This window comes from Stenotrophomonas acidaminiphila (genome assembly GCF_014109845.1).
GTDB lineage: Bacteria > Pseudomonadota > Gammaproteobacteria > Xanthomonadales > Xanthomonadaceae > Stenotrophomonas > Stenotrophomonas acidaminiphila.
Genome location: NZ_CP043567.1, coordinates 812463 through 836879, shown reverse-complemented (window position 1 = coordinate 836879; position 24417 = coordinate 812463). Strand labels below are relative to the sequence as shown.

General features: G+C 70.4%; 17 protein-coding genes. 8 read left to right on the top strand and 9 right to left on the bottom strand.

Going from position 1 to position 24417, the window contains the following annotated elements:
- Nucleotides 1-187: 187 nt before the first annotated feature.
- Genes F0P95_RS03875 through F0P95_RS03860 form a run of 4 tightly spaced genes read right to left on the bottom strand, consistent with a single transcriptional unit; the run spans nt 188 to nt 3871 of the window.
- The gene (locus F0P95_RS03875) at nt 188-1471 is read right to left on the bottom strand and encodes a TRAP transporter large permease (RefSeq protein ID WP_054661299.1); all 1284 of its coding nucleotides are present in this window, start codon (nt 1469-1471) and stop codon (nt 188-190) included.
- 3 nt (nt 1472-1474) lie between these two features.
- Nucleotides 1475-1993, bottom strand: a complete 519-nt coding sequence (locus F0P95_RS03870; protein WP_182335755.1) for a TRAP transporter small permease — start codon at nt 1991-1993, stop codon at nt 1475-1477.
- Nucleotides 1994-2005: 12 nt separating this feature from the next.
- A complete protein-coding gene (locus tag F0P95_RS03865; RefSeq protein WP_182335754.1) occupies nt 2006-3010 on the bottom strand; it encodes a TRAP transporter substrate-binding protein in 1005 nt (334 codons plus the stop codon).
- Between the two features lie 36 nt (nt 3011-3046).
- A complete protein-coding gene (locus F0P95_RS03860) occupies nt 3047-3871 on the bottom strand; it encodes a 2-keto-4-pentenoate hydratase (RefSeq protein WP_182335753.1) in 825 nt (274 codons plus the stop codon).
- A 165-nt stretch (nt 3872-4036) separates the two neighbouring features.
- Between F0P95_RS03860 and F0P95_RS03855 the strand changes: the two genes are divergently transcribed.
- The 3 genes from F0P95_RS03855 (at nt 4037) to F0P95_RS03845 (ending at nt 7269) form a co-directional block, all read left to right on the top strand.
- Entirely contained in the window at nt 4037-4999 is a 963-nt protein-coding gene (locus tag F0P95_RS03855; protein ID WP_232528753.1) for an alpha/beta hydrolase, read from the top strand.
- Entirely contained in the window at nt 4996-6603 is a 1608-nt protein-coding gene (locus F0P95_RS03850) for a carboxylesterase/lipase family protein (RefSeq protein WP_182335751.1), read from the top strand. The genes F0P95_RS03855 and F0P95_RS03850 overlap by 4 nt, the downstream gene beginning before the upstream one ends.
- Before the next feature lie 69 nt (nt 6604-6672).
- On the top strand, nt 6673-7269 hold the full coding sequence (locus tag F0P95_RS03845; protein ID WP_182335750.1) for a cysteine dioxygenase family protein: 597 nt from the start codon (nt 6673-6675) through the stop codon (nt 7267-7269).
- A gap of 63 nt (nt 7270-7332) precedes the next feature.
- On the opposite strand, the gene F0P95_RS03840 is transcribed toward F0P95_RS03845, so the two are convergent.
- Together F0P95_RS03840 and F0P95_RS03835 are read right to left on the bottom strand one after the other, a co-directional pair.
- On the bottom strand, nt 7333-11142 hold the full coding sequence (locus tag F0P95_RS03840; protein WP_182335749.1) for a LamG-like jellyroll fold domain-containing protein: 3810 nt from the start codon (nt 11140-11142) through the stop codon (nt 7333-7335).
- Between the two features lie 135 nt (nt 11143-11277).
- Nucleotides 11278-14028 (bottom strand): TonB-dependent receptor, encoded by a 2751-nt coding sequence (locus tag F0P95_RS03835; protein ID WP_182335748.1) that lies wholly within the window; start codon nt 14026-14028, stop codon nt 11278-11280.
- A 272-nt stretch (nt 14029-14300) separates the two neighbouring features.
- Here F0P95_RS03835 and F0P95_RS03830 point away from each other — a divergent pair, with 272 nt between their 5' ends.
- From F0P95_RS03830 to adhP, 3 genes are all read left to right on the top strand, one after another.
- Complete coding sequence (locus tag F0P95_RS03830) at nt 14301-15323, top strand: sugar kinase (RefSeq protein WP_182335747.1); 1023 nt, start codon at nt 14301-14303, stop codon at nt 15321-15323.
- Nucleotides 15310-15948, top strand: a complete 639-nt coding sequence (gene eda / locus F0P95_RS03825; RefSeq protein WP_182335746.1) for a bifunctional 4-hydroxy-2-oxoglutarate aldolase/2-dehydro-3-deoxy-phosphogluconate aldolase — start codon at nt 15310-15312, stop codon at nt 15946-15948. Before F0P95_RS03830 ends, eda begins: the two co-directional genes overlap by 14 nt.
- Nucleotides 15949-16060: 112 nt before the next feature.
- A complete protein-coding gene (adhP, locus tag F0P95_RS03820; protein WP_054661274.1) occupies nt 16061-17089 on the top strand; it encodes an alcohol dehydrogenase AdhP in 1029 nt (342 codons plus the stop codon).
- 66 nt (nt 17090-17155) lie between these two features.
- Here adhP and F0P95_RS03815 read toward each other — a convergent pair whose 3' ends face one another.
- Nucleotides 17156-19282, bottom strand: coding sequence for a TonB-dependent receptor family protein (locus F0P95_RS03815; RefSeq protein ID WP_182335745.1), 2127 nt, complete (start codon nt 19280-19282; stop codon nt 17156-17158).
- Nucleotides 19283-19446: 164 nt separating this feature from the next.
- Between F0P95_RS03815 and F0P95_RS03810 the strand changes: the two genes are divergently transcribed.
- Nucleotides 19447-20649, top strand: coding sequence for an amino acid aminotransferase (locus tag F0P95_RS03810; protein ID WP_054661271.1), 1203 nt, complete (start codon nt 19447-19449; stop codon nt 20647-20649).
- A gap of 70 nt (nt 20650-20719) precedes the next feature.
- Here the strand turns inward: F0P95_RS03810 and F0P95_RS03805 are convergent, their stop codons facing one another.
- Nucleotides 20720-21955: an MgtC/SapB family protein gene (locus F0P95_RS03805; RefSeq protein ID WP_182335744.1), complete on the bottom strand. Its 1236-nt coding sequence runs from the start codon at nt 21953-21955 to the stop codon at nt 20720-20722.
- A 188-nt stretch (nt 21956-22143) separates the two neighbouring features.
- Between F0P95_RS03805 and F0P95_RS03800 the strand changes: the two genes are divergently transcribed.
- On the top strand, nt 22144-23157 hold the full coding sequence (locus F0P95_RS03800) for a class 1 fructose-bisphosphatase (protein WP_054661265.1): 1014 nt from the start codon (nt 22144-22146) through the stop codon (nt 23155-23157).
- Between the two features lie 75 nt (nt 23158-23232).
- On the opposite strand, the gene F0P95_RS03795 is transcribed toward F0P95_RS03800, so the two are convergent.
- A complete protein-coding gene (locus F0P95_RS03795) occupies nt 23233-24324 on the bottom strand; it encodes a PA0069 family radical SAM protein (protein ID WP_182335743.1) in 1092 nt (363 codons plus the stop codon).
- Nucleotides 24325-24417: the final 93 nt, after the last annotated feature.

The following is a 24417-nucleotide window of genomic DNA, read 5'->3' as shown; positions in this document are numbered from 1 at the left end:
TCCAGCGGAACGGGTTCTGGCGGCGCCGCGCCCGGGGGGCACGGCGATGGGAGCGGCGCGGCGGCCTCCCGTCGCTGCCGGCGGCATCCGCCGGCGGCAGGGCAGGGAACCCGCGCCAGGCGGTGATGTTAGCCCGAGACGACGCCGCGGGCCGGAAACGGCGCCTGGCTGTTGCTGCCGGCCCGGCTCAGCCGCGCAGCAGTGCCGGCAGCCACAGCGACAACTGCGGGAAGAACGTCACCACCAGCAGTACCCCCAGCCCGGCCAGCCAGAACGGCCAGATCGTCTTCATGCTCTGGCCCACGGTGATCTTGCCGATGGCCGTGCCGATGAACAGCACCGAGCCCACCGGCGGCGTCACCAGGCCCAGGCCGCCGGTCAGCACCAGCACCAGGCCGAAGTGGATCGGGTCGATGCCATAGGCTTTGGCCACCGGCAGGAAGATCGGGGTGCAGATCAGGATCATCGGCGCCAGATCCATGAAGGTGCCCAGCAGCAGCAGCATCACCACGATCATCAGCAGCACCATGAATTTGCTGTGCGCGAACGACTGCAGGAACGCCACCGCCGCCGCCGGTACCTGCAGGTAGGCCAGCAGCCAGCCGAACACCGCCGCGGTGGCGATCACGAACAGGATCACGCCGGTACTGCGCGCGGCATGGATCACCGTGTCCAGGAACGCGCGCCAGCGCAGCTGCCGGTACAGCACGGTGGTGACCAGCAGCGCGTAGACTACGGCGATGGCCGCCGACTCGACCGCGGTGAAGATGCCGGCGCGGATGCCGACGAAGATCAGCGCCACCAGCCCCAGGCCGGGCAGCGCGGCGACCAGCCGCAGCAGCACCGCGCGCAGGCCCGGGAAGGCTTCCACGCCGTAGCCGCGGCGCCGCGCCACCGCGTAGCCGGTGACCATCAGCACCACCGTCATCAGCAGCGCCGGCACCACGCCGGCGGCGAACAGGTCGGCGATGGACAGGCCGCCGCCGGCCGCCGCCGAGAACAGGATCAGGTTGTGCGAAGGCGGCACCAGCAATGCCACCAGGGCCGCGGTGATGCTGACGTTGACCGCGAAGTCGCGGTCGTAGCCGCGCTGGACCATCTGCGGGATCATCGTGCCGCCAACCGCCGACACATCGGCGATGGCCGAGCCGGAAACGCCGCCGAAGAACAGCGAGGACAGGATCGAGACCTGGCCCAGGCCGCCGCGCAGGCGCCCGACCAGCGACGCGGCCAGCGCGATCAGGCGCTCGGAGATGCCGCCGCGCATCATGATCTCGCCGGCGAAGATGAACAGCGGAATGGCGATCAGCGAGGCCGAGCCGGTGCCGGCCGAGATCTGCTGCACCAGCACCACGCTGGGCAGGTCCAGGTAGAGCAGGGTGGCCAGCGCGGCGGCGGCCAGCGCATAGGCGACCGGCACGCCGATCAGCAACAGCGCGGCGAACACGGCGAACAGGATTGCGATGCCCATGGTTCAGCGGTCTCCTTCGATGGCGGCCGGCTGCAGTGCCAGCCACAGCCGGTTCAACGCGAACACCACCATCAGCGCGCCGCCCAGGCTCAGCGGCAGGTAGTTCACGCTCTGCGGCAGGTTGGCGCCGGCGGTCTTGATGTGCAGTCCGTCGATCCACAGCACCCAGCCCCACCAGGCGATCACCGCGCCGATGGCGGCCACCACCAGCGGCACCAGCGCATCGACCACGCGCCGCGCCAGCGGGTTGAGGTGGTCGGCCAGCAGGAAGAAGCCGAAGTGGCGGTGGGTATGCACGCCGGCGGCCGCGCCCATGCTCATCGCCGTGCTCAGCAGCAGCAGGGTGACCGGCTCGGTCCAGCTGGGCGAATCATTGATCACGTAGCGGGCGAACACCTGCCAGCCCTGCACCACCACCAGCCCGAGCAGGGCGACGACGGCAACGTGGATGACGACGGTGGCCAGGGCTTCCAGCGCGCGCTGCGGGCCGGCCTGGGTACTGCGGGAAGTGGCTTCGGTCATCGCTGCGGATCCTCAGGCGAAATCGCGGATGCGGCGGTGCAGGGCGGCGATCTCCGGCTGCTGCAGGTAATCGCGCAGCAGCGGGGCGGCGGCCTCGCGGAACGCGGCGATGTCCACCGCGTTGGCTTTCACGCCGTGGGCCAGCACCGCCTGCCGCGCCTTGTCCTCGGATGCGTCCCACTCGGTGCGCATCACCTGCACCGACTGCCGCGCCAGGTCCAGCAGCAGCCGGCGGTCGCCGGGCGCCAGTGCGTCGAAGCTGCGCCGCGACATCAGCAGCACGTCCGGCGCGTACGAATGCTGGCTTTCCGACCAGTAGTGCGCGGCCTCGAAATGGCGGCTGGAGTGGAAGCTGCGCATGTTGTTCTCGGCGCCGTCGATCATGTGCGTCTCCATGCCGGAGAACGTGTCGCCCAGCGACATCGGCGTCGGGTTGGCGCCGAACAGGCGCATCAGCTGCAGGAAGATGTCCGAGCTGGCCACGCGCAGCTTCAGGCCGTGCAGGTCGCGCGGCTCCACGATCGGGTGCTTGGTGTTGTAGAAGCAGCGCGCGCCCGAGTCGTAGATCGCCAGGCCGACCAGGCCGCGCTGCTCGAAACCGGCCAGCACCGCGTCGGCGATGCCGCCGTCCAGCGCGCGGCGCATGTGCGCGACCGAATCGAATACGTACGGCAGGCACAGCGCGCGCGTCAGCGGGAAGGCATTGTTCAACGCCCCCGAGTAGACGCGGGTGATGTCGATGGCGCCGAAACGCGCCATGTCGATCGCTTCCGACTCGCGGCCAAGCTGGCCGGAGTGGTACTGCGCCAGCCGCAGCCGGCCACCGGTCTCGCGCTCGAGCTGCTGCCCGATCCACCTGACCGCGGTGACGGTGGGGTAGTCGGCCACGTGGACATCGGTGGCGGTGAGCGCGCGCCCGTCGCCCACCGCCTGGCGCGCCCCGCCCGAACAGGCCACCAGCGCCGGTGCGGCAAGCGCGCCCACGCCAGTGGCAAGAAACGTCCTGCGATCGATCATCGTACCCCCTCCACCCATGTCCACCGTATGCGCCGGTCAGCCGGCGGCCACCGCCCTGCAGGCAATCTCGCCGTGGCCCTCGAAGCGGATCACGGCCTGCTGGCCGACCGCAATGTCGTGGATGCCGGTGGCGTTGCCGGTGGCGATCAGGTCGCCGCGGCGCAGCGGCCGGCCGCGGCGCGCCGAACGTGCCAGCGCGAACGCATACGCCGCACGCAGGCCGCCGGGCAGGTTGCTGGCACCGCCGATGCCGACCACCACGCCGTCGATCTCGGTGCGCGCCAGCAGGCGTGCTTCATCCAGCCGCGTCCAGTCGGCGATCGCGTTGCCCAGCACCAGGCCATTGTTGTTGCCGAAATCGGACACCACCACCCGCGGCCCCAGCACGTTGATCGTCGCCAGCGGGCTGCTGGCCACTTCGACCCCGATGAACAGGCGCGCGGGCAGGGCGGCGGCTTCCTCCGCGGTCCATTCCAGCTTGTCGGCAGGTGCATCGGCGTCGAGCTGCAGCACGTACTCGGCCTCGACCGCGGCGAACCCGCCTGCGCCGGAAAATACCGGGATGTCCACGATGCTACCGGTGGCATTCCAGAGCTGGCGTGCGAACACCGGGCCGAGCAGGCGCTCGTCGCCGGACGCATCGCGGCGCTCGGGGGCGATATAGCCGACCTTCCAGCCGACCACCGCATCGTCCCAGCGGCCGATGGCCAGGTCCTGCACGCGGTAGGCGGTCACCAGGTCGGCCGGGATCACGCCGGGGAACGCGGCGAGCGAACGCCCGGCGCGGCGCGCGTCCACGAACTGGCGGGCGATGTCGTCCAGCGCGGCGGACGGATCCTGTCGGCCTTGGTCGTTGCTCAAGTGGCTCTCCTGGTGGCGTTGCTGCACCGCCCATCGACAGTGCTGTGGGTGCTGTATATGGTAAACCGGTGTCATATGGCAATACGCAACGCATCACGGCCGTCCCCGTTCCGCATCGCGAGAGTTCCCATGTCCCCGCTCCGAATCGGCAGATCATTGTTATTCATGGCTTTTATCCTGGCCGGCGGGGTTTCCACCGCTGCCGCAACCACCGGCCCGGACGGCGAACCGGCAGCGGGATCGGCACAGCGGATCGCGCTGTGGCCGGCGGGATTGGCACCGGGAGACAACGCGCTGCCCGAGGCCGCCCGCATCGTCGAACGCAGCGCCGATCCGGCGCTGCCGGACCGCTACATCACCCACGTCAGCGCGCCCTACCTGGTCATGTACCGGCCGGCCCGCCCCAACGGCACCGCGCTGCTGGTGACCCCCGGCGGCGGCTACCAGCGCGTGGTGCTGGACAAGGAGGGCTCGGCGCTGGTGCCGGCCTTCGTCGAGGAGGGCGGCATCACCCTGTTCGTGCTGCGCTACCGCTTGCCGGGCGAGGGCCGTGACGACCGCGATGCGGCGCTGGCCGATGCGCAGCGCGCGCTGCGCCTGATCCGTGCCCGCGCCAGCGAATGGCAGCTGGATCCACGGCGCATCGGCGTGATCGGCTTCTCCGCCGGCGGGCACCTGGCCGCACGGCTGGGCAACGGCTTCGGGCAACCGGCATATCCGGCCACGGACGCCATCGACCGCACCAGTGCGCGCCCGGATTTCCAGCTGCTGGTGTACCCGGTGATCGACATGGACGGCGCCGACACCCACCCCGGCTCGCAACACCGCCTGCTCGGCGCCGACGCGGATCCGGCGCTGCGGCGGCGCTACTCGATGCAGCACCAGGTGCGTGCCGACACCCCGCCGACCTTCCTGGTGCACGCCGGCGACGACACCGCGGTGCCGGTCGGCAACAGCCTGGGGTTCTACGCCGCGTTGCACCGGGCCGGCGTGCCCGCGGAACTGCATGTGTTCCCGTACGGCGGCCATGGCTTCGGTACCCGCGGCATCGCCGGGCTGGGCGCCGCCGCGTGGCCGCGGCTGGCGCGCGACTGGATCGCCGCACAGGCGCCGGAGCGCGCGCCATGACCGCACTGCCCGGCGATCCGCGGCGGCGGCATTTCCTGCGCGCCGGCACGCTGTGCTCGCTCGGCGCCGGGCTGGCGGCAGCGCTGCCGGCCGCGGCCGCGCGCATGTCCCCGAGTCCGCTCGCCCGCGTGCGCGGGGGGCGTATCGCCGGGCAGACAGAGCACGGCATCCACGTGTTCCGCGGCATCCCCTATGGTGCGGACACCGCCCCCCGGCGCTTCCAGCAGGCCGTACAGGAAGCCCCCTGGCGCGGCGTACGCGACGCGCTGGCCTGGGGCCCGGCCGCGCCGCAGACCAGCGGCGAAGGGCCGGGCAGCGAGGACTGCCTGTATCTCAACGTGTGGACCCCGGCCCTGCGCGACGGTGGCCGCCGCCCGGTGCTGGTGTACCTGCACGGCGGCGCCTACAACACCGGGTCCGGCAGCGATCCGCTGTACGACGGCGGCGCCCTGTGCCGGCGCGGCGACGTGGTGGTGGTCACCGTCAACCACCGCCTCAACGTGTTCGGCTACCTGTACCTGGGCGGGCTCGGCGGCGGGGCGTTCGCCGATTCGGGCAACGCCGGCCAGCTCGACCTGGTGCAGGCGCTGCAGTGGGTGCGCCAGCACGCGGTCGAGTTCGGCGGCGACCCCGGCAACGTCACCGTGTTCGGCCAGTCCGGCGGCGGCGCCAAGATCGCCACGCTGATGGCGATGCCGGCGGCGCAGGGCCTGTTCCACCGCGCCTGGACGATGAGCGGCCAGCAGGTGACCGCCGCCGGCCCGCGCGCGGCCACGCAGCGCGCGCGACGGGTGCTGGAGCACTTCGGCCAGCGCGACCCGCAGGCGCTGCGCACGCTGCCGATGGAGACGTTGCTGGAAGCGGTGAAGCTGCGCGACCCGTCGTGGGTCGAGGACACCGGCCTGTACTTCGGCCCGGTGCTGGACGCGCGCCACCTGCCCACGCACCCGTTCTGGCCGCAGGCACCGCTGCAGTCGGCGGCCATTCCCATGGTCATCGGCAATACCCGCGACGAGACCCGTGCCTTCCTCGGCCATGACCCGCGCAATTTCGCACTGGACTGGGAAACGCTGCCGGCGAAGCTGGAGCGCGAACAGTTCGTGGACCTTCCCGTGTCGGTGGTGATCGCCGCCTACCGGCGGATGTACCCGCACTACACGGCATCGGAGGTGTTCTTCGCCGCCACCACCGCCGGGCGCTCGTGGCGCGGTGCGGTCGAGGAACTGGAGGCGCGCGCGCGCCAGGGGGCGCCGACCTGGGCCTACCAGCTGGACTGGTACGACCGGGGCGGCGACGCCGACCGGCTGCGCGCCTTCCACACCCTGGACATTCCGCTGGTGTTCCACAACACCCGCCAGCCCGGTTCGCGCACCGGTGCCACCGCGTCGGCCACGCGCATGGCCGATGCGATGAGCGATGCGCTGCTGGCGTTCGCCCGCCATGGCGATCCCAACCATGGCGGACTGCCGCACTGGGCGCCATACTCGCTGCAACGCCGGCAGACCCTGGTGTTCGACGACGACAGCCGCGTGCAGGACGATCCGCGCGGCGGCGAGCGCCGGCTGTACGGACAGGTGCCGTTCGTGCAGCGCGGCACCTCATGAGGCACACATGCCACCCCGCCATGAGCGGCGGCGAACGGATTGTTCACCGCTTTGCCCTAGACTGGCGGCATGATTTCAGAGGCAACCGGTACATCCGATTTCAGCGGCTGCGAGCGGCTGGTGGCGGCCATCGACGCGGCACTGGCCACGGCTGATGTCGCCACCGCGGTGGCACGGGTCGAACAGGTGCTGCGGCAGGCCATCGCCGACCCGGCGATCGTGCTGCCGGCTTGCGTGCACGAACCGATCAGCGATCACTACGCGCGCCGCGAGCTGTACCGCAGCGCGCGCCACGGCTACAGCATCGTCGCCATGACCTGGGGGCCGGGCCAGGGCACGCCGCTGCACGACCACGACGGCCTGTGGTGCGTGGAAGGCGTGTGGCAGGGCACGCTGCGGATCACCCCGTACCGGTTGTGCGAAGACCACGGCGACATCGCCCGGCTGCAGCCACTTGCCGGCGTGGACGGTGCGCGCGGCAGTGCCGGCAACCTGATCCCGCCGGATGAGTTCCATGTGCTGCGCAACGCCAGCGACGATGAGATCGCGATCTCGGTGCATGTCTACCAGGGGCCGATGGAGCACTGCACGGTGTTCGTTCCCGAGCCCGGGATCGCCGACGGGTACCGGCGCGAGCGCCGGGTACTGCGGACCGATACGCAGTGACGCCGGTCCCCCTTCTCCCGCCGGGAGAGGGGGATGGCCCGCATTGCCGGCCGTACGCCGCGCCTACCGCATGGGCAGGCGGTTGTTGAGCCGCGTCACTTCCTCGATCCCGCCTTCCTGCATTACCCGCACGCTGGCGCCGCTGCGCTGGAAGCCCGGCGGCAACGCCAGCTCCACCGTGGCCGTGCGCGGCTGCAGGTCCGAGGGCGCTTCCAGCGCCGGGATCGCAACGCGCGCCACTTCGCGGCCGCGTGCATCCTCCACCCATGCAACCCCGGGCCGGGTGGCGACATGGCCGAGGCTGTGCACGGTCAGCCGCACGCGCCCGTCCTCGACCTGCAGGTCGCCACGGCCGATGCCCAGGTCGGCGCGGGTTTCCACCGGCGTGCCCGCCGCGATCCGTTCGAACTCGAACACGTGCGCCTGCTTCGGTGCGAAACGCAGGGCGGTGGATGCGCTGCGCTCCAGCACCACCTCGCGCACCTGCGGCTTGCCGTCGATCCGGTCGTCGCCATCGCGGTCGATGCCGCTGCTGATGCGCCAGGTGCCGGCGGCGATGTTCCAGCCGGTCATCGTCGCCTCCAGCGGCACGTCGGCCATGTTCCAGGCGATCACCTTGAAGCGCTCGCGCGAGGGCGCGTGCACCAGCAGCGCCACCTGCTCGGCGGCCCCGGGCCGGGCGAAGCGCCAGCTCACGGTGTGCCCGGGGAAGCTCTGGTTGCGCTTGAGCGCGATGCCACCCAGGCGCAGGCGCTGCAGGAATTCGCTCGGCGCCTCGACGCGGTCGCTCCACCAGTGGCCCTCGGTGTTCATGTATTCGCGCTGGGCCTTGGCCTGGATGCCTTCGGCATGCAGGGTTTCCAGATACGATTTGTCACCGCTCAGCTGCCACGCGGTGACGGCGGCGAAACCGGTGTCGCCCTTGTCGGCGGCGGCGGCCAGCTGGCGGCCCCAGTCCTGCTGGCGGCCCAGCACGTCGATGAAGTTCTCGCCCAGGTTGGACAGCGCGCCGGGGCCGCCGCGCTGCACGCGGTAGTCCAGCGCCTGCAGGTACTTGTCATCGCCGCTCCAGCGCCAGGCCGCCCAGAACGTGTGCATGACGTCGCCAGCGCCCGAACCCTGGTTCAGTTCGCCACCCCGGGTCTTGCCGGTGGCCCAGTTGATCTCGTTCGGCAGCGTCCAGCGGCCGGTGTCGTCGGTATGGGCGTGGGCGAGGTAACTGTCGGCCAGGCCGGTGACCAGCGCGCGGCCGGTGCGATCGGCGTTGTATTCGCCCATCAGGAACGCCGGGTGCAGCGCCGGGAACGAATACGGCTTCTGCCATTGCCAGTTCGGCTCGCGGTAGACCCTGTTGCCCCCGAACCAGTTGCTGGAGAACAGCAGGTGGCCCTGCGGGTTGCGCAGGATGATGCGCTCGTCGAACGCGCGCACCGTCTGCATCAGCCGCTCCACGGTCAGCGGGTCGCCCCAGTTGAGGTAGAGCATGGCGCTGTTGGCGTTGATGCCTTCCTCGTAGGCATGCAGTTCGTCGGTCTCGATGGTGCTCAGGCCGTTGGCGAACATGCCGTTGCGGTACACCGCGTCGGACAGCGCGGTCAGCGAGGCATTGAGGCGGTCCGGCTCCACGCCCATCAGCGCCAGCCCCGGCCATTGCTGGGTCAGGTCGGTATCGTCGGAAATGCCGCCGCCGAAATCGCCGTACTCGACCTGGCGGTTGTCGATCCACCAGTCGACGAAGCGGCGCACGCGCCTGAGGTCCTCCACCTGGCGGAACGCCCACAGCGGCACGCCCGCGGGCGGCTGTGGCTGCTGGAACGGTGGCCGGCCCTGGCTGTTGTAGCTGATGTAGTTCCAGTACAGCCGGCCCAGCGCGTGGTCGGGGTCCACCCGCAGCAGGTCGCTGAGGTCGGCGTACACGCGCGCATACAGGCGCTGGCGCTTGGAAGTGGTGTGCTCCTCGACCAGGAAGCCCCAGTTGTCGCGCACCTGGTTGAAGCGATCGGCCAGGTGTTCGGCAAGCGCCTGGCGGCGGTCCTTGAACACCAGCCGCAGTTCGGCGCCATCCAGCGCGGCGGCATTGAAGCCGGGCGCGGCCGAGGCGATGGAGATCCACAGGCTGTCGGCGGTAAGGATCCGGTCGCGCAGGTCCAGCCATAGCGTGCGCGGCTGCCCGGGCCGTACCGAGACCGACACGTCGATCATGTCGCGGGCCGGCCAGATCGGGTCCTTGATGCGGATGTTCAGCGGGATCACCGCGCCGTCGGGGCCGTCGTGGGTGGCCGCCAGGTCCAGCGCCGGCAGGTCGATGGCGATGCCGTCCAGGCCATCGTGCATGTTCTCCCAGCTGTGCGCCCAGCTGCGGATCAGCGGCTGCGCCGCCGGCGCGTCGCCGACTCCGGACGGCACCAGTACGTGGACGATCGGCTGCGGCCGCGCCGGCAGCGAGTCGGCCGTGCGCCGGCGCGACCCCGCGCCCTTGGGCAGGGCCATCACCACGCTGCGCTCGTCGGGGGCGAAGCGGCCATCGATGTAGTCGCGCAGCGCGGCGATGTTGGTGTAGTCCGGCAGCACCCGGCTGTCGATCAGGTAGCGCTGCTTGACCGTGCCCTGCGGCTCGGCGGCAGCGCTGACGTGGTAACCCCATATCTCCTGGATCGGTGTTTCCTGTTCGGCGTTGGAGAAGCGCAGCGTGCCGCCGGTCTGCGTGGCGAACCCGTCCACGCTGCGGACCACGCCGCGGGGCCGGGTGAACAGGGTGCCGGCGCTGCCGCGCAGTTCGCCGTGGGCCGCGCCCCGGATCTCGATGCGGTTGATGGCTTCGCCATCGGGCACAGTCAGGTCCAGGTGCTGGCCGCCCTCGACATAGGTGTTCCAGTCCGGCAGCTGGAAGTAGTCGTTGCGGCCGGGCAGGCGCGAGCGGTTGTAGACGCCCGGCCAGGTGGTCTCGGCGATACCGTCGGTGCCCTTCCACATCCACTGCTTCTTGTCGCGGACATCGGCGAACTCGACCTTGCGGATCGTGGTCACCGCCGCCTCCAGTACCGGCGGCGGCGCGCCGTCCCAGCCATGGCGGTGCCACCAGGCCCGTTGCGAGGAGGACGCGGTGCCCTCCTGCGCCCGCGGCGCGTCGTTGCGCGCCAGCGCGGCCACGTCGCTGGTGGCGAGCATGCGGTCGTAGACGCGGATCTCGTCGAAGTCGCTGCCGCGCAGGAAGTTGTAGCGGCTCTGCACCTGGTACGGCGCCATCACCCGCCCGGCCAGGCCGAGCTGGTCGAGCGCGGCGTCGTAGTCGCCGGTGGTGTCCACGCGCGCCACCTCGCGGCCGTCGAGGAACAGGCGCACGCCCTCGTCCTCGTCCCAGGCGAAGGCGATGTGCTGCCATTGTTCGGGCGACGGGTTGCGGTCCAGGCGGAACGACACGCGGGTCCGCGCCAGGTTGGCGTCGGTGACGAAAGCGTCGAAGCCATGGCCGTTCCAGTCGATGCGCAGCCAGGTCATGTCCCAGCTGCTGTGGTCGGCGTAGCCGACGCGGAAGATCACGAACGGGGCCTCGCCCACGGCGTAGCGCGAGCGCCAGAAGAAGGACAGGGTGCCGCGTTCAGCACGGATGTTGCCCGGCGCGTTCCACGACAGCACGCCGTCGTCCTCCCAGCGGATCGCGCGGCCGTGGGCGCCGTCGTCGACCAGGCTCACCCTGTCCTGGAAGTTGGGGACGGCATCGCCCTGCGCCTGGTCGGCGACGAAGCCGTGGTCGGCCGATACGCGGAACAGCAGGTTCGGCGGGGAAGAAAGCGCCGCCGCCGGGAGAGCGGCGGACAGCGCCGAAGCCAGCAGCAGCAGGCGGAGCGGGGAGCAGGCGTTACGTGGTGACATCGGGCGTCTCTTGGAAGCGCGCGGCGGTTGCCTGCGCCGCGCGCGGTGGGCCAAGTTAGCGACGCCAACGCGTCATCACATCCTGCGTCGCACCATCGGCTGGCTCCCGGCAACACGCCGGGAGCGCAGCCAGGATCAGAACCGGTAACGCAGTCCCAGGGTATAGGTGCGTCCGGTCTGGCTGTACTCCAGCGGCAGCGACACCGACGGGTTGGCCACCCACGATTCCTGCGCCTCGTTGGTCAGGTTGGCGCCTTCCAGGCTCAGTTCCAGCTGGTCGCTGATGCGGTAGTGGATCGACGCATCGACGATGGTGGTGCCGCTCTGGCCATGCACGCCGTTGGCGTCGCTGTTGAAGCCGGCCTCGGTGCCCGGCACCTGGATCAGGTAGTCGTTGCGGTTGGTGGCCGAAACACGACCGGAGAAACGCTCGCCTTCGTAGAACAGCGTCGCGTTCCACGAATTCTTGGACTGGCCGGTCATTGCCGCCTTCTGTGCCGTCGCGCCGGAGGACAGCAGGTACTGGATGTCCGAATCGACGTAGGTGTAGTTCAGCTGCGTGCCCAGGTTGGACCACTTGCCCGGCAGGAAGGTGAACGGCTGCACGTAGTTCAGCTCCACGCCCTGCAGCTTGCCGCCCGGGGTGTTGACCGGCACGGTGAAGGTGAACTCATCGCTGGGGCTGGCGTTGAGGTTGTCCAGCAGGCCGGCCGGCAGGCCGCTGTCGGCGTAGACGCGGGTTTCGCGGGTGTTCTGGATGTAGCTGCCGATGTCCTTGTAGAACACGGTGGCACCGAGCATGGCGCCTTCGTCGAAGTACCACTCCAGGCCCAGGTCGTAGCTCTTGGCGCGCACCGGGTCGAGCATCGGGTTGCCGCCGCTGACCGTCTTGGCGCTGCCGCTGACGTTGACGGTCACGCCCGGGGTCAGGCTGCCCAGGCCGGGACGCGACATCACCTTGGCCGCGGCGAAGCGCAGCAGGAAATCCGGGGTGAGTTCGGCCACCACGTTCAGCGAGGGCAGGGTGTCGTTGTACTCGCGGGTCACGGTGGTGGCCACCGGAGTGCCGCTGGCGGTGGCGATGCCCGAGGAGGTCTGCTTGGTGCGGACATGGCGCACGCCGAGGTTGCCGTACACCGGGATCGAACCGATCTCGGTGGAGAACTTGCCCATCAGCCAGCCGCTGCGGTCCTGTTCCTCGACGCCACGCATGCTGGCCGCGTAGTCGGCCAATGCGTAGATCCCTTCGCCGTTTAGGACACCGAACATACTGGCGATGGCGCCGAAGTTGGGCACCACCCACGTGCCGGGCGAGCCGGCCAGGCCGCCGAGGCTGGCCAGCTCGGTCATATCGGCAGGCACGATCTTGTTGCCGGTGCTGAAGTTCGGCACCACGGTCTCGTTGCCGACACGCCGGCGCTCCATCGAATCGAAGCTGTAGTTCTTGCCCTGCACGCCGCCGCTCAGGGTGAACGAAGGGCCGATGACCCAGGAGAAATCCAGCTCGCCGTTGTGGAACTCGTTGGTCACGTAGTTCTGGCGCAGGCGGATCGTGGACAGGGTCCAGCCGTTCGGATCGGTCGGGCTGACGCCGTAGTTGAACACCGGCTTGTTGGCGTTGCCACGGTAGTCGTAGCTGTAGCCCTTGACGTTGAGCTTGTCCATCATGATGGTCGCCTGGACCGGATTGTCATGCTTGGACCGCGAGGTGCCGACCCTGCCGCTGAGGGTGAAGGCATCTGTCAGCCTGTGCTCGCCGTCGAGGCTGACCTGGTAGAAATCCGTGCTCCATTCGTCGTGGCGGTTCTCGGCGCGGATATCGACGTTGTCCATCTGCGCGTAGACCAGGGCACCGTTGCGCACCTCGCCGGCATTGACCAGGATTTCCCGCTTGCCCAGTGCGTCCGACTTGCTCAGGCCATTGGCCTCGATGTACTTCTCGTCGCGCTGGGCGTCGATCTTCGAGTACAGCGCATCGAGGCTGAAAGTGGTGCGGTCGCTGGGCTTGAACTGCAGCGAGCCGGTCACGCCCAGACGCTTCTGGTCGTGCTCCATCAGCGTGTAGCGGGGGAACCGCGGCGCATACACGTCGGACTTCAACGCCTCCTTGAACGCGGAGTTCGGATTGAAGCCACCATTGGTGGTGCCGCCGGCCCAGCGCACGGTGCCGGTGCCTTCCTCCACGGTCTCGCGCTCGGAGTACGCCACCGACAGCAGCGCGCCGACCTTGCCGTCGGCCCAGCTGTTGGCGATCAGGCCGGCGAAACGCGGCATCGCCGCCTGCGAGGCGTCGTTGTAGGCGGTCTGCACGTTGGTCACGAGGGTGAAGCCGTCATAGTCGAACGGCCGCGCGGTACGCAGGTCCACGGTGGCGCCGAGCGAGCCTTCCTCGACGTCGGCCGAGGCGGTCTTGCGCGCGATCAGCTGCGAGAACAGATCCGAGGCGAATACGTTGAAATCGAAGCCGCGGCTGCGGTTGGTGCCGCCCTGGCCGTCGCTGCTGCCGACGGTGCTCAGCGCTTCCATGCCGTTGATGCGCACGCGGGTGAAATCCGGGCCCAGCCCGCGCACGGTGATCTGGCGGCCTTCGCCGCCATCGCGGGTGATGACCACGCCGGGGATACGCTGCAGCGATTCGGCCAGGTTGCTGTCGGGGAACTTGCCGATGTCCTCGGCGACCACGGCGTCGACCATGCCGGCTTCGCCGCGCTTGATGTCCAGCGCCTTCTCGACACTGGCGCGGTAGCCGGTGACGGTCACGGTGTCCAGTTCGGTGGCGGCGGCGCCTGCGTCCTGGGCGGCGGCGGCGCCGGCCTGCAGCGCCAGCGCGATCGACAATGCGAGCAAGGTAACCGGTGTCTTTTTCTGCTTGCTGTGTGGATACATGTGTTTCCCCCTCTCCAAAGGTTTACATGCGAAGCGGCGATTCCTGTAGTGCCAAAGGCATATGACACCGCTGGTCAAAACCGAAAGTAACAGGAGCTCCGGGAGGGAGCATCTTGCACTGCAACAGGCGGGGAAATGCCCGCAACCCCTTGTCTTTGGGACATTACGGCGCCGATATCGACAGGGACAAGGGACATTTCGGCGTGTATGACACCGATGGTCAAACTATCGTGCCATCATTCCCGCCCGTGTAGACCGCGACAGGAGTCCCGATGAGTTCCCCCCGTGTTGTCTGTTTCGGCGAGCTGCTGCTGCGGCTCGGCGCCCCCGGCCACCAGCTGCTGCTGCAGACCCCGGCGCTGGAGGTGCATTGCGGTGGCGCCGAGGCCAACGTCGGCGTCTCGCTGGCGCACTTCGGCCATGACGTGGCGATGGTCAGCGTGGTCGCCAACAACCCGCTGGGCGCGGCGGTCGGCGGCGAGCTGCGCCGGCATGGGCTGGATACCACGCGGGTGCGGCGCGGCGACGGCCGCATGGGCCTGTATTTCCTGACCACCGGCGCCGGGCACCGGCCCAGCGAGGTGGTCTACGACCGCGCCGATTCGGCCTTCGCCAGCGCGCGCGCCGACAGCTACGACTGGCCGGCGCTGCTGCGCGGCGCACAGTGGCTGCACCTGTCCGGCGTCAGCCCGGCGCTCGGCGCCGAGGCGGCGCAGGCCACCCTGGCGGCCGCGCGCGCGGCCTGCGCGGCGGGCATCAAGGTGTCGTTCGACGGCAATTTCCGGCCGAAGCTGTGGGAGCGCTGGGGCGGCGACGCCAGGGCGATCCTGCGTGATCTGTTCGACTGCGCGCACATCGTGTTCGCCGATTACCGCGACATCGGCGTGGTGCTGGGCGGGCAGTTCGCGCAGGCCGACGCACGGACGCGCGTGGACGCGGCCGCGGCGATGGCATTCGCCGCATTCCCGCGGCTGCAGTACATGGCCTGCACCCAGCGCACCGCGCACAGCGCCGGCCACCACTCGCTCGGCGCGATGCTGCTCGGCCGCGACGGCACCCGCGCGGTCGCGCCGGACGCGGAACTGACCGGCATCGTCGACCGCATCGGTGGCGGCGACGCGTTCGCGGCCGGGGTACTGCATGGCCTGATCGAGGGCTTCGACGCCGACGCCACGATCCGCTTCAGCCTGGCCGCCGGCTGCCTGAAGCATTCCATTCCCGGCGATTTCAACCCGGTCGGCGTTGCCGACGTGATGGCCCTGGTGGGCGAAGGAAAATTCGATGTCCGGCGCTGATCCGCGCGTGCGCGCTGTCCTGAAACTGGCACCGGTGATCCCGGTGTTCACCCCCGGGTCCATCGACGATGCCGTGCAGGTGGCGCAGGCGCTGTTCCGCGGCGGTCTGCCGGTGATCGAAGTGACCCTGCGCACGGCCACTGCCATGGACGCGATCAGGGCGATGGCCGAAGCGGTGCCCGACGCGGTGATCGGCGCCGGTACCGTGCTCGACGCGCGGCAGATGGCGCAGGTCAAGGCCGCCGGTGGCCGCTTCGCGGTCTCGCCGGGCGCCACCGACCGGCTGTATGCCGCCGCGCGCGATACCGACCTGCCGTTCCTGCCGGGCGTGGCCACCGCATCGGACCTGATGCGCGGGCTGGAGCAGGGGCTGGACACGTTCAAGTTCTTCCCCGCGGTACAGGCCGGCGGCACGGCGATGCTGGCGGCGTGGAACGGCCCGTTCGGCGACGTGCGGTTCTGCCCGACCGGCGGCATCGACGTACAGACCGCCGCGCAGTTCCTGCACCTGCCCAACGTGCTGTGCGTCGGCGGCTCGTGGCTGACCACGCGCGATCTGCTGGCGGCGCGCGACTGGGCCGGGATCGAACGGCTGGCGCGCGAGGCGGCACTGCTGGCCGGCTGAACCGGCGACCGTCCGTCGGCCACCGCGCCGTTGCTTCCAGGGCGTGATCACGATCAATGCGGCGGCACGCGGACGGCGCGAGAGTAGGCGCGTTCCCCCACGGAGATCGCGCATGGACAGGACAATGAAGGCCGCGGTGGTGCGTGCATTCGGCCAGCCGCTGGTCATCGAGGAAGTACCGGTACCGCGCCCGGCGGCCGGTGACATTCTGGTGAAGATCGAAGCGTGCGGCGTCTGCCACACCGACCTGCACGCCGCCGAGGGCGACTGGCCGGTGAAGCCGGAGCCGCCGTTCATTCCCGGCCACGAAGGCGTCGGCCACGTGGTCGCGGTGGGCGAGGGCGTCCACCACGTCCGCGAGGGCGACCGCGTCGGCATTCCCTGGCTGTACTCGGCCTGCGGCCATTGCGAACACTGCCTCGGCGGCTGGGAAACGCTGTGCGAAAGCCAGCGCAACACCGGCTACTCGGTCAATGGCGGGTTCGCCCAGTACGCGCTGGCCAACGCCGACTACGTCGGCCACCTGCCCGACAGCGTGGGCTTCGTCGAGATCGCACCGGTGCTGTGCGCCGGGGTGACCGTCTACAAGGGCCTGAAGGTCACCGACACCAAGCCCGGCGACTGGGTGGTGATCTCCGGCATCGGCGGGCTCGGCCACATGGCCGTGCAGTACGCGCGGGCGATGGGCCTGAACGTGGCGGCGGTGGACGTGGACGAGGGCAAGCTGGCGTTGGCGCGCCGGCTCGGCGCGACGGTCACCGTCGACGCACGCGCCACCGACCCGGCGGCATTCCTGAAAAAGGAGATCGGCGGCGCCCATGGCGCGCTGGTCACCGCGGTATCGCCCAAGGCGTTCGCGCAGGCGCTGGGCATGGTCCGGCGCGGCGGCACGGTGTCGCTCAACGGCCTGCCGCCCGGCGACTTCCCGCTGGACATCTTCGGCATGGTGCTCAATGGCATCACCGTGCGCGGCTCCATCGTCGGCACCCGCCTGGACCTGCAGGAGTCGCTGCAGTTCGCGGCCGACGGCAAGGTCGCCGCGACCGTCTCCACCGATACGCTGGACAACATCAACGCGGTGTTCGCGCGCATGCGCGCCGGCCAGATCGAAGGGCGCGTGGTCCTGGACATGAGCGCCTGACCGTCCATGCACGGCCGCCGTCGCCCGCTTCCCCTCCCGTGGGCGCGGCGGCCGTGCATCGCCACCTCAGTGTGGTGACCACTGCCATTCCAGGCCCAGGGTCCAGCCGCGGTCCGGGCCGGGTTCGTAGTAGCGGCGGTTGCCGTCGTTGACGATGACCGAACCGATGTAGCGCCGGTCCAGTACGTTGTCCACGCGCGCGAACAGGCGCAGCGGGCCGTTCGCGGTACGCCACTGGCGGGCCGCTTCCAGGTTCAGGAGGGCGTAGCCCGGCGCGCGTCCGTCACCCAGGTCGGTGCTTGTGGTCGCACCCGCGGCCACGGTCTCGGCGGCCAGCTGCCAGCGACCCGGCCGCCAGTCCCAGCGCGCCTGCAGCAGCTGGCGCGGCACCCCCGGCAGCGCGGTGCCCGGTGCCACTGGATTGCGCGGCGTGGTGCACGGCGCCGGCAGGCCCGAGCAGGTCAGGTAGCCCTCGCGCACACGGGCCTGCAGCCACGTCCATGCCAGCTGCAGGTGCTGGGCCTCGCCGATCGGCTGCCGCCAGCCCAGTTCCATGCCGCGGCGGCGGGTGGCGCCGATGTTGCGGTAGCTGCTGCGGCCGCCGCTGTTGCTGGCGACCGCCAGTTCGTCGTCGGTATCGGCGTGGAACAGCGCCAGGTCCAGCCGGGTGCCGGCCTGGGTGCGCCACTTGGCGCCGAGTTCATGGGTGCGGCTGGTGGCCGGCGACAGGTCCAGCGCCAGCCCGGCACCGCCATCGGCGCGATAGCCCAGCTCGTTGAAGGTCGGCGTTTCGAAACCGCGCCCGGCCGATGCGTACAGGCGCAGGTCCTGGCCTGCACGGAACACCAGCCCCGCCACCGGTGTGGTGGCGGTGTACTGGCGGCGGCCGCTGTCGTCCGGGTTGCCGGCAGCGATGTAACGGTCGTCGGAGCGGAAGTCCACCCGGCTGTGGCGCGCCCCGGCCAGCAGCGACCAGCGCGGCGCGAACTGCCACCAGGCCTGCGCGAACGCGTCGACGTTGCCGACCCGGTCGCGCTGGTCGCGACGCAGCCGGCCGCGGACGCCGAGCACGTCGCCGACGAAGTTCTCGTGGCCGCTGCGGTGCTGCCGCTGGCGGTCGGCGTTGGCGCCGATCACCAGTTCCAGCGGGCGCGCGGCCAGGGTGCCATGCCAGGCCCAGCGTGCATCCACGCCGCCGTAACCACCGTCCAGGCCGATCACCCCGCCGGCGTGCAGCGGATTGGCCTGTGCCGCGGGTGGGATGGCCAGGAACTGCGCCACCGTGCGCTGACCGGCATAGGCCATCAGCCGCCAGGTCTGGCGGCTGCGCTGCAGCGTGTACACCGCACCGGCCTGCGCCTGCCGCACCGACTTGCGGGTGTCGTACAGGGAGGCGACTGCAGTGGCCTGGCGCGGGTCCTCGCGCACCTGCGTGCGGTCCAGGCCCAGCGGGTCCTGCGCGCGCGGCGCATCGAGCACGTTGAACAGCAGGTCCAGGCGCTGGCCCGGCGCCATCTCGAACCCGAGCCGGGCGTTGAGCGATTGCCGCCGCGCCGCACTGTGCCGGCGCCAGCCATCGGTGCGGTAGTCGCTGGCGGCGACGTTGTAGCGCATGGCACCGGCCAGGCCCCGCAGCTGCAGGCCCAGGCTGCGGCTGGTGTCGCTGCCGGCACTGGCGCGCAGCCGCCAGGGGTCGCCCGCCTGGCCATCGGCGCTCCACAGCTGCACCACGCCGCCGGAGGAGTTGCCGTACAGCGCCGAGAACGGTCCGCGCAGCACGTCGATGCGTTCGGCGCCAAGCAGGTTGAAGTGCGACAGCTGGCCCTGGCCGTCGGGCATGGTCGCCGGCACCCCGTCCACCAGCAGCCGTACGCCGCGCACGCCGAAGGTGGAGCGCGCACCGAAGCCACGGATCGACAGCTGGGTGTCCTGTGCCAGGTTCTGCCGCTCGCGCGCCAGCAGGCCCGGCACCCCGCCCAGGGCCTCGGACACCAGCGCGCCACGGCCGTTGCCGTAGGCCTCCACGTCCTGGGTGGTGATCGACGCGGGCAGGTCGAAATCATCCACCGCATGCGCCCGTGCCACCTGTACCTGCACCGCATCCAGGGTAGCCGGCGCCGGCGCGGCCAGCGCCACCACCGGCAGCGCCAGGGCCACTTCGATCGCCGCGAACCAGCTGTTGCATCGCTTCATGCCAGCATCATCGCCGATCGCCGCCAAGCGGTACGCCATGCACACGACGGTTCCGCCTGAAACCCTGCGGCCAACCGCTCCCGGCCCTGTTACGATGGGGCGGTTTGACCGCGCTGCGCGGTCGTCCCGAACTTCCCCCTCCCGCCACCGTGACGAGTACCGCCGTGTCCTTCTTTGCAAACGTGGAACAGGTTCCTGGCGACCCGATCCTGGGTCTGACCGAGGCCTACAACGCCGATCCGCGCCCGACCAAGGTCAATCTTGGCGTCGGCATCTATTACGACGAAGACGGCCGCATCCCGTTGCTGCGCGCCGTGCAGCTGATCGAACAGCAGCTTGCCGCCGAAGCCAAGCCGCGCGGCTACCTGCCGATCGACGGCCTGCCGGCCTACACCCAGGCCACGCAGAAGCTGGTGTTCGGCGAGGGTTCGGAACTGATCGCCAGCGGCCGCGTCGCCACTGCGCAGACCATCGGCGGCAGCGGCGCGCTGCGCGTGGGCGCGGACCTGCTGCACAAGCTGCTGCCGCACGCCACCGTGGCCATCAGCAACCCGAGCTGGGAAAACCACCGCGCGGTGTTCGGCGCCGCCGGCTTCGAGGTGGTCGATTACACCTACTTCGACAACGCCAGCCACGGCCTGGATTTCGCCGGCATGATCGCCGACCTGCAGAAGCTGCAGCCCGGCACCGTGGTACTGCTGCATGCCTGCTGCCACAACCCGACCGGCGCCGACCTGGACACCGCGCAGTGGCAGCAGGTCGCCGCGCTGCTCAAGGACCGCCAGCTGTTCCCCTTCATCGACATGGCCTACCAGGGCTTCGACAAGGGCATCGAGCAGGACGGCCAGGCCGTGCGCATCATCGCCGAGGCCGGGATCGACAGCTTCATCGTCGCCAACTCGTACTCCAAGTCGTTCTCGCTGTACGGCGAACGCGTCGGCGCGCTGTCGGTGGTCGGCCCGGATGCGGCCTCGACCAGGGCCGTGCAGTCGCAGGTCAAGCGCATCATCCGCACCATCTACTCCAGCCCGTCCACCCACGGCGCCGCGCTGGTGGCCGGCGTGCTGGGCAGCGCCGAGCTGCGCGGCATGTGGGGCGCCGAATTGACCGCGATGCGCGAGCGCATCCACGCCCTGCGCGCCGGCATGGTGCAGAAGCTGGCCGCCCTGGGCGCGCCGGAATTCGGCTTCATCCAGCAGCAGGCCGGCATGTTCTCCTATTCGGGCCTGAGCAAGGCGCAGGTGGACCGGCTGCGCGACGAATTCGGCATCTATGCCGTCGGCACCGGCCGCATCTGCGTGGCCGCGCTCAGCCAGAAGAACCTGGACTACGTGGCCAAGGCGGTCTACGACGTCAGCCGCGGTTGATCCGCGGCCGACACCAGGATCCGGAAAAGCCCGGCCACGGCCGGGCTTTTTCATGCCCGGCCGCGCCGGCTCAGGCAGGTACCAGCCAGGTCGTGGCCGCCGCGCCGGCCACCATCGCCGCCAGCCCCGCGCCGACGGCGACACCGTAACGCGGCCCGCCGCTGGCGAACGCCAGCACCGACTTGGCCAGCGAGGCCGAAGCCAGCAGCGCCACCACGCCCCAGCGCGCCGCATCCAGCTGCAGGCCGCCGGACGCGTTCAGGCTGGCGATGCCGGCCGCGGCTGCGTGCAGTTCGCCAAGAGCGGCAATGGTCGCACCCACCAGCGCCCCGGCCTGGCCGAACACCTGGCGCAGCCATTCGGACACCAGCAGCACGGCGGCGATCACCAGCGCGATCATCACCGCGTGCCCGAGGCGCAGCGCCTTGGCGGTGGCGGTACGCGGCACCGCCTCTTCCTTCACGTGGCGCAGGCCCAGCAGCGAGAACGCCAGCAGCGCCAGCGCGGCGGCCAGCAGCGGCCAGGCGCTGGCGCGCAGCAGTGCCGGCGACGTGGTGCCGATCACCGCCGCGAACAGCATCAACGAGGCCAGGTTGGCCAACAACGCCGCCGACGCCGACGGACCCACCAGCACGGCCGCCGCCCTGCTGCCGCGGCCGAAGCCGGCCACCGCCGCGGTCGACGAGGCGAAGCCGGAGAAGAAGCCCGCCATCGGCAACCCCCAGCGCGCACCGACCATCCGCAACGCCAGGTGGCCGAGCATGCCCACCCCCATCACCAGCACCACGATCTGCCACAACTTGGACGGCACCAGCACGCCCCAGGGGTCGATCGCGTCATCCGGCAACAGCGGCAGCACCACCAGTGCACTCGCGGCGAGCAGCAACGCGTCGCGCATCTCCTGGTCGCTGATCACATCGCGGCTCAGCCGTGCCAGCGGCGCCTTGGCCCACAGCAGGATGGCCACCACCACCCCGAGCGCCGCCGCCAGTTCCGGCGCGTCGAACGCGAGCCCGCCGAGCAGTACGGTGATCAGCAGCGCGATCTCGCCGGTCAGGCCCGGGTCGGCGCGCGCGGTGATCCGGTAACTGCTCCACGCCAGCAGGGCCGCCGCCAGCAGCACGACCAGGAATACCGCCTGTCCGAAGGCGATGCCCACGGTTCCCATCAGCGCCAGCAGGGCGTGGGTGCGCACCCCGGCCTGCAGCGTGGTGGCATTGCCGTGCTGGCGCTCGCGCACCGCGCCGATCAGCAGGCCGATGCCGAGCGCCGCGGGCAGACTCTGCGTTGCCTGCTCCCAGTCCATGTCCCCTCCCTCCGGAATGCCCATGTTAAGCCAGTACCGGCAGGCCCCGATGGCGCGCACCGGTCTCCAGAGACGACATCGCGTGGCCGCTGCCATGCCCGACCAGGACACGGCCTGTCCATGACCTCGTAAAAGCACGGACAACCCGCGACAATAGCGCTCCTTTCGTCTGAAGGTAGCTCCTGACCATGTCCCGCACGTCGCTGACCCGCTTCCTGATCGAAGAGCAGCATGCCCGGCGCATCAACGCCGACCTGCGCCAGCTGGTGGCGGTGGTGGCCCGCGCCTGCACCAGCATCTCGATCGCGGTGAGCAAGGGCGCGCTGGGCGGCGTGCTCGGCGACGCCGGCACCGGCAACGTGCAGGGCGAGGCGCAGAAGAAGCTGGACGTGATCTCCAACGAGATCCTGCTCGAGGCCAACGCCTGGGGTGGCCACCTGGCCGCCTGCGCGTCGGAGGAGATGGACCACAGCCAGCCGGTGCCGTCGGAGTATCCGCAGGGCGACTTCCTGCTGCTGTTCGATCCGCTGGACGGCAGCTCCAACATCGACGTGAACGTGTCGGTAGGCACCATCTTTTCCGTGCTGCGCGCGCCGCCGGGCGTGGAACAGCCCGGCGACACGCACTTCCTGCAGCCGGGCGTGCAGCAGGTCGCGGCCGGCTACTGCATCTACGGGCCGAGCACGATGCTGGTGCTCACCGTCGGCCATGGCACCCATGCCTTCACCCTGGACCGCGAGACCGGCGAGTTCGTGCTCACCCAGCGCGGCATGCAGGTGCCGGCCGACACCCGCGAGTTCGCCATCAACATGTCCAACCAGCGCCATTGGGAAGCGCCCATGCAGGGCTACGTGGCCGACCTGCTGGCCGGCCGCGAGGGCGTGCGTGGCAAGGACTTCAACATGCGCTGGATCGCCTCGATGGTGGCCGACGTGCATCGCATCCTCACCCGCGGTGGCATCTTCATCTATCCGTGGGACCGGAAGGACCCGTCCAAGCCGGGCAAGCTGCGGCTGATGTACGAGGCCAACCCGATGTCGATGCTGGTCGAGCAGGCCGGCGGTGCCGCCACCGACGGCCGCCGCCGCATCCTCGACATCCAGCCCGAACAGCTGCACCAGCGCGTGCCGGTGTTCCTGGGCTCGCGCAACGAGGTGGCCGAGGCCACCCGTTACCACCGCGAGCACGACGCGCAGGGCTGAGCCGCCTGCGACCTGGGGGCGCGCAGCAGCCGCGCCCCGCCGGGTCATGGCCGGGCGCAGCGCAGCGACGGCGGATCAGAACAGCTCGCCCTGCGGCGAGGCTTTCTTCGGTGGTGCCGGCGGCACGAAACGGCTGCAGTCCAGCCACGGCCACTGCTCGCGCGAGGCGTTGAAGCCCAGGCGCTTGCTGGCCAGCGCGAAGCGCCGCGACAGCAGCTGCGCATAGACGCCTTCGCCGCGCATGCGCCTGCCGAACCCGCTGTCGTAGTCCTTGCCGCCGCGCAGCTGGTTGATGGTGCTCATCACGTGCCCGGCGCGCTGCGGATGGTGCGCCTGCAGCCAGTCGCGGAACAGCGGCGCCACCTCGTGCGGCAGCCGCAGCAGCACGTAGCCGGCGCTGCGCGCGCCCGCATCGCGCGCCGCTTCCAGCACTGCTTCCAGCTCGGCGTCGTTGATCCACGGGATCACCGGCGCAACCATCACCCCCACCGGAATGCCGGCAGCGTGCAGCCGCCGCATCGCCCGCAGCCGCGCATGCGGGGCGGAGGCGCGCGGCTCCAGCCTGGCCGACAGATGCGGGTCCAGCGACGTCACCGAGAAGTGCACGCTGACCAGGCGCTGCGCGGCCAGCGGCGCCAGCAGGTCGATGTCGCGCTCGACCAGCGCGTTCTTGGTGATCAGCGAGAACGGGTGGCCGGTCTCCAGCATCACTTCGATCAGCTGGCGGGTGATGCCCAGCCGGCGCTCGATCGGCTGGTAGGCATCGGTGTTGATGCCCAGCGCGATCGGCTTGACCACGTAACCGGGCCTGGCCAGTTCCCTGCGCAGCAGCTCGGCGGCATTGGTCTTGGCGAAGATCCGGGTCTCGAAATCCAGCCCCGGGGACAGGTTCAGGTAGGCGTGGGTGGGCCGCGCGAAACAGTACGAGCAGCCATGCTCGCACCCCCGGTAGGGGTTAACCGACTGCTCGAAGCCCACGTCCGGGGAATTGTTGCGGCTGATGATGCTGCGCGCGGTTTCCGCGCGCACGTCGGTACGCAGCCGCGGCGCGGCGAACTCTTCGGCGTCGTCGGCCTGCCAGCCATCGTCGACGGCATCGGTGGTGGTGGTTTCGAAACGGCCGGGCAGGTGGCTGGCGGCACCGCGGCCCTTGATCACGGTCGGCATCGGCTTACGCTAGCGCGGCGACGTCGCAGATGCAGCGACGCGGCGTTCATCCACGCCACCGGGGCGCCGCCGCCATCGCGCGCCATGCACCGC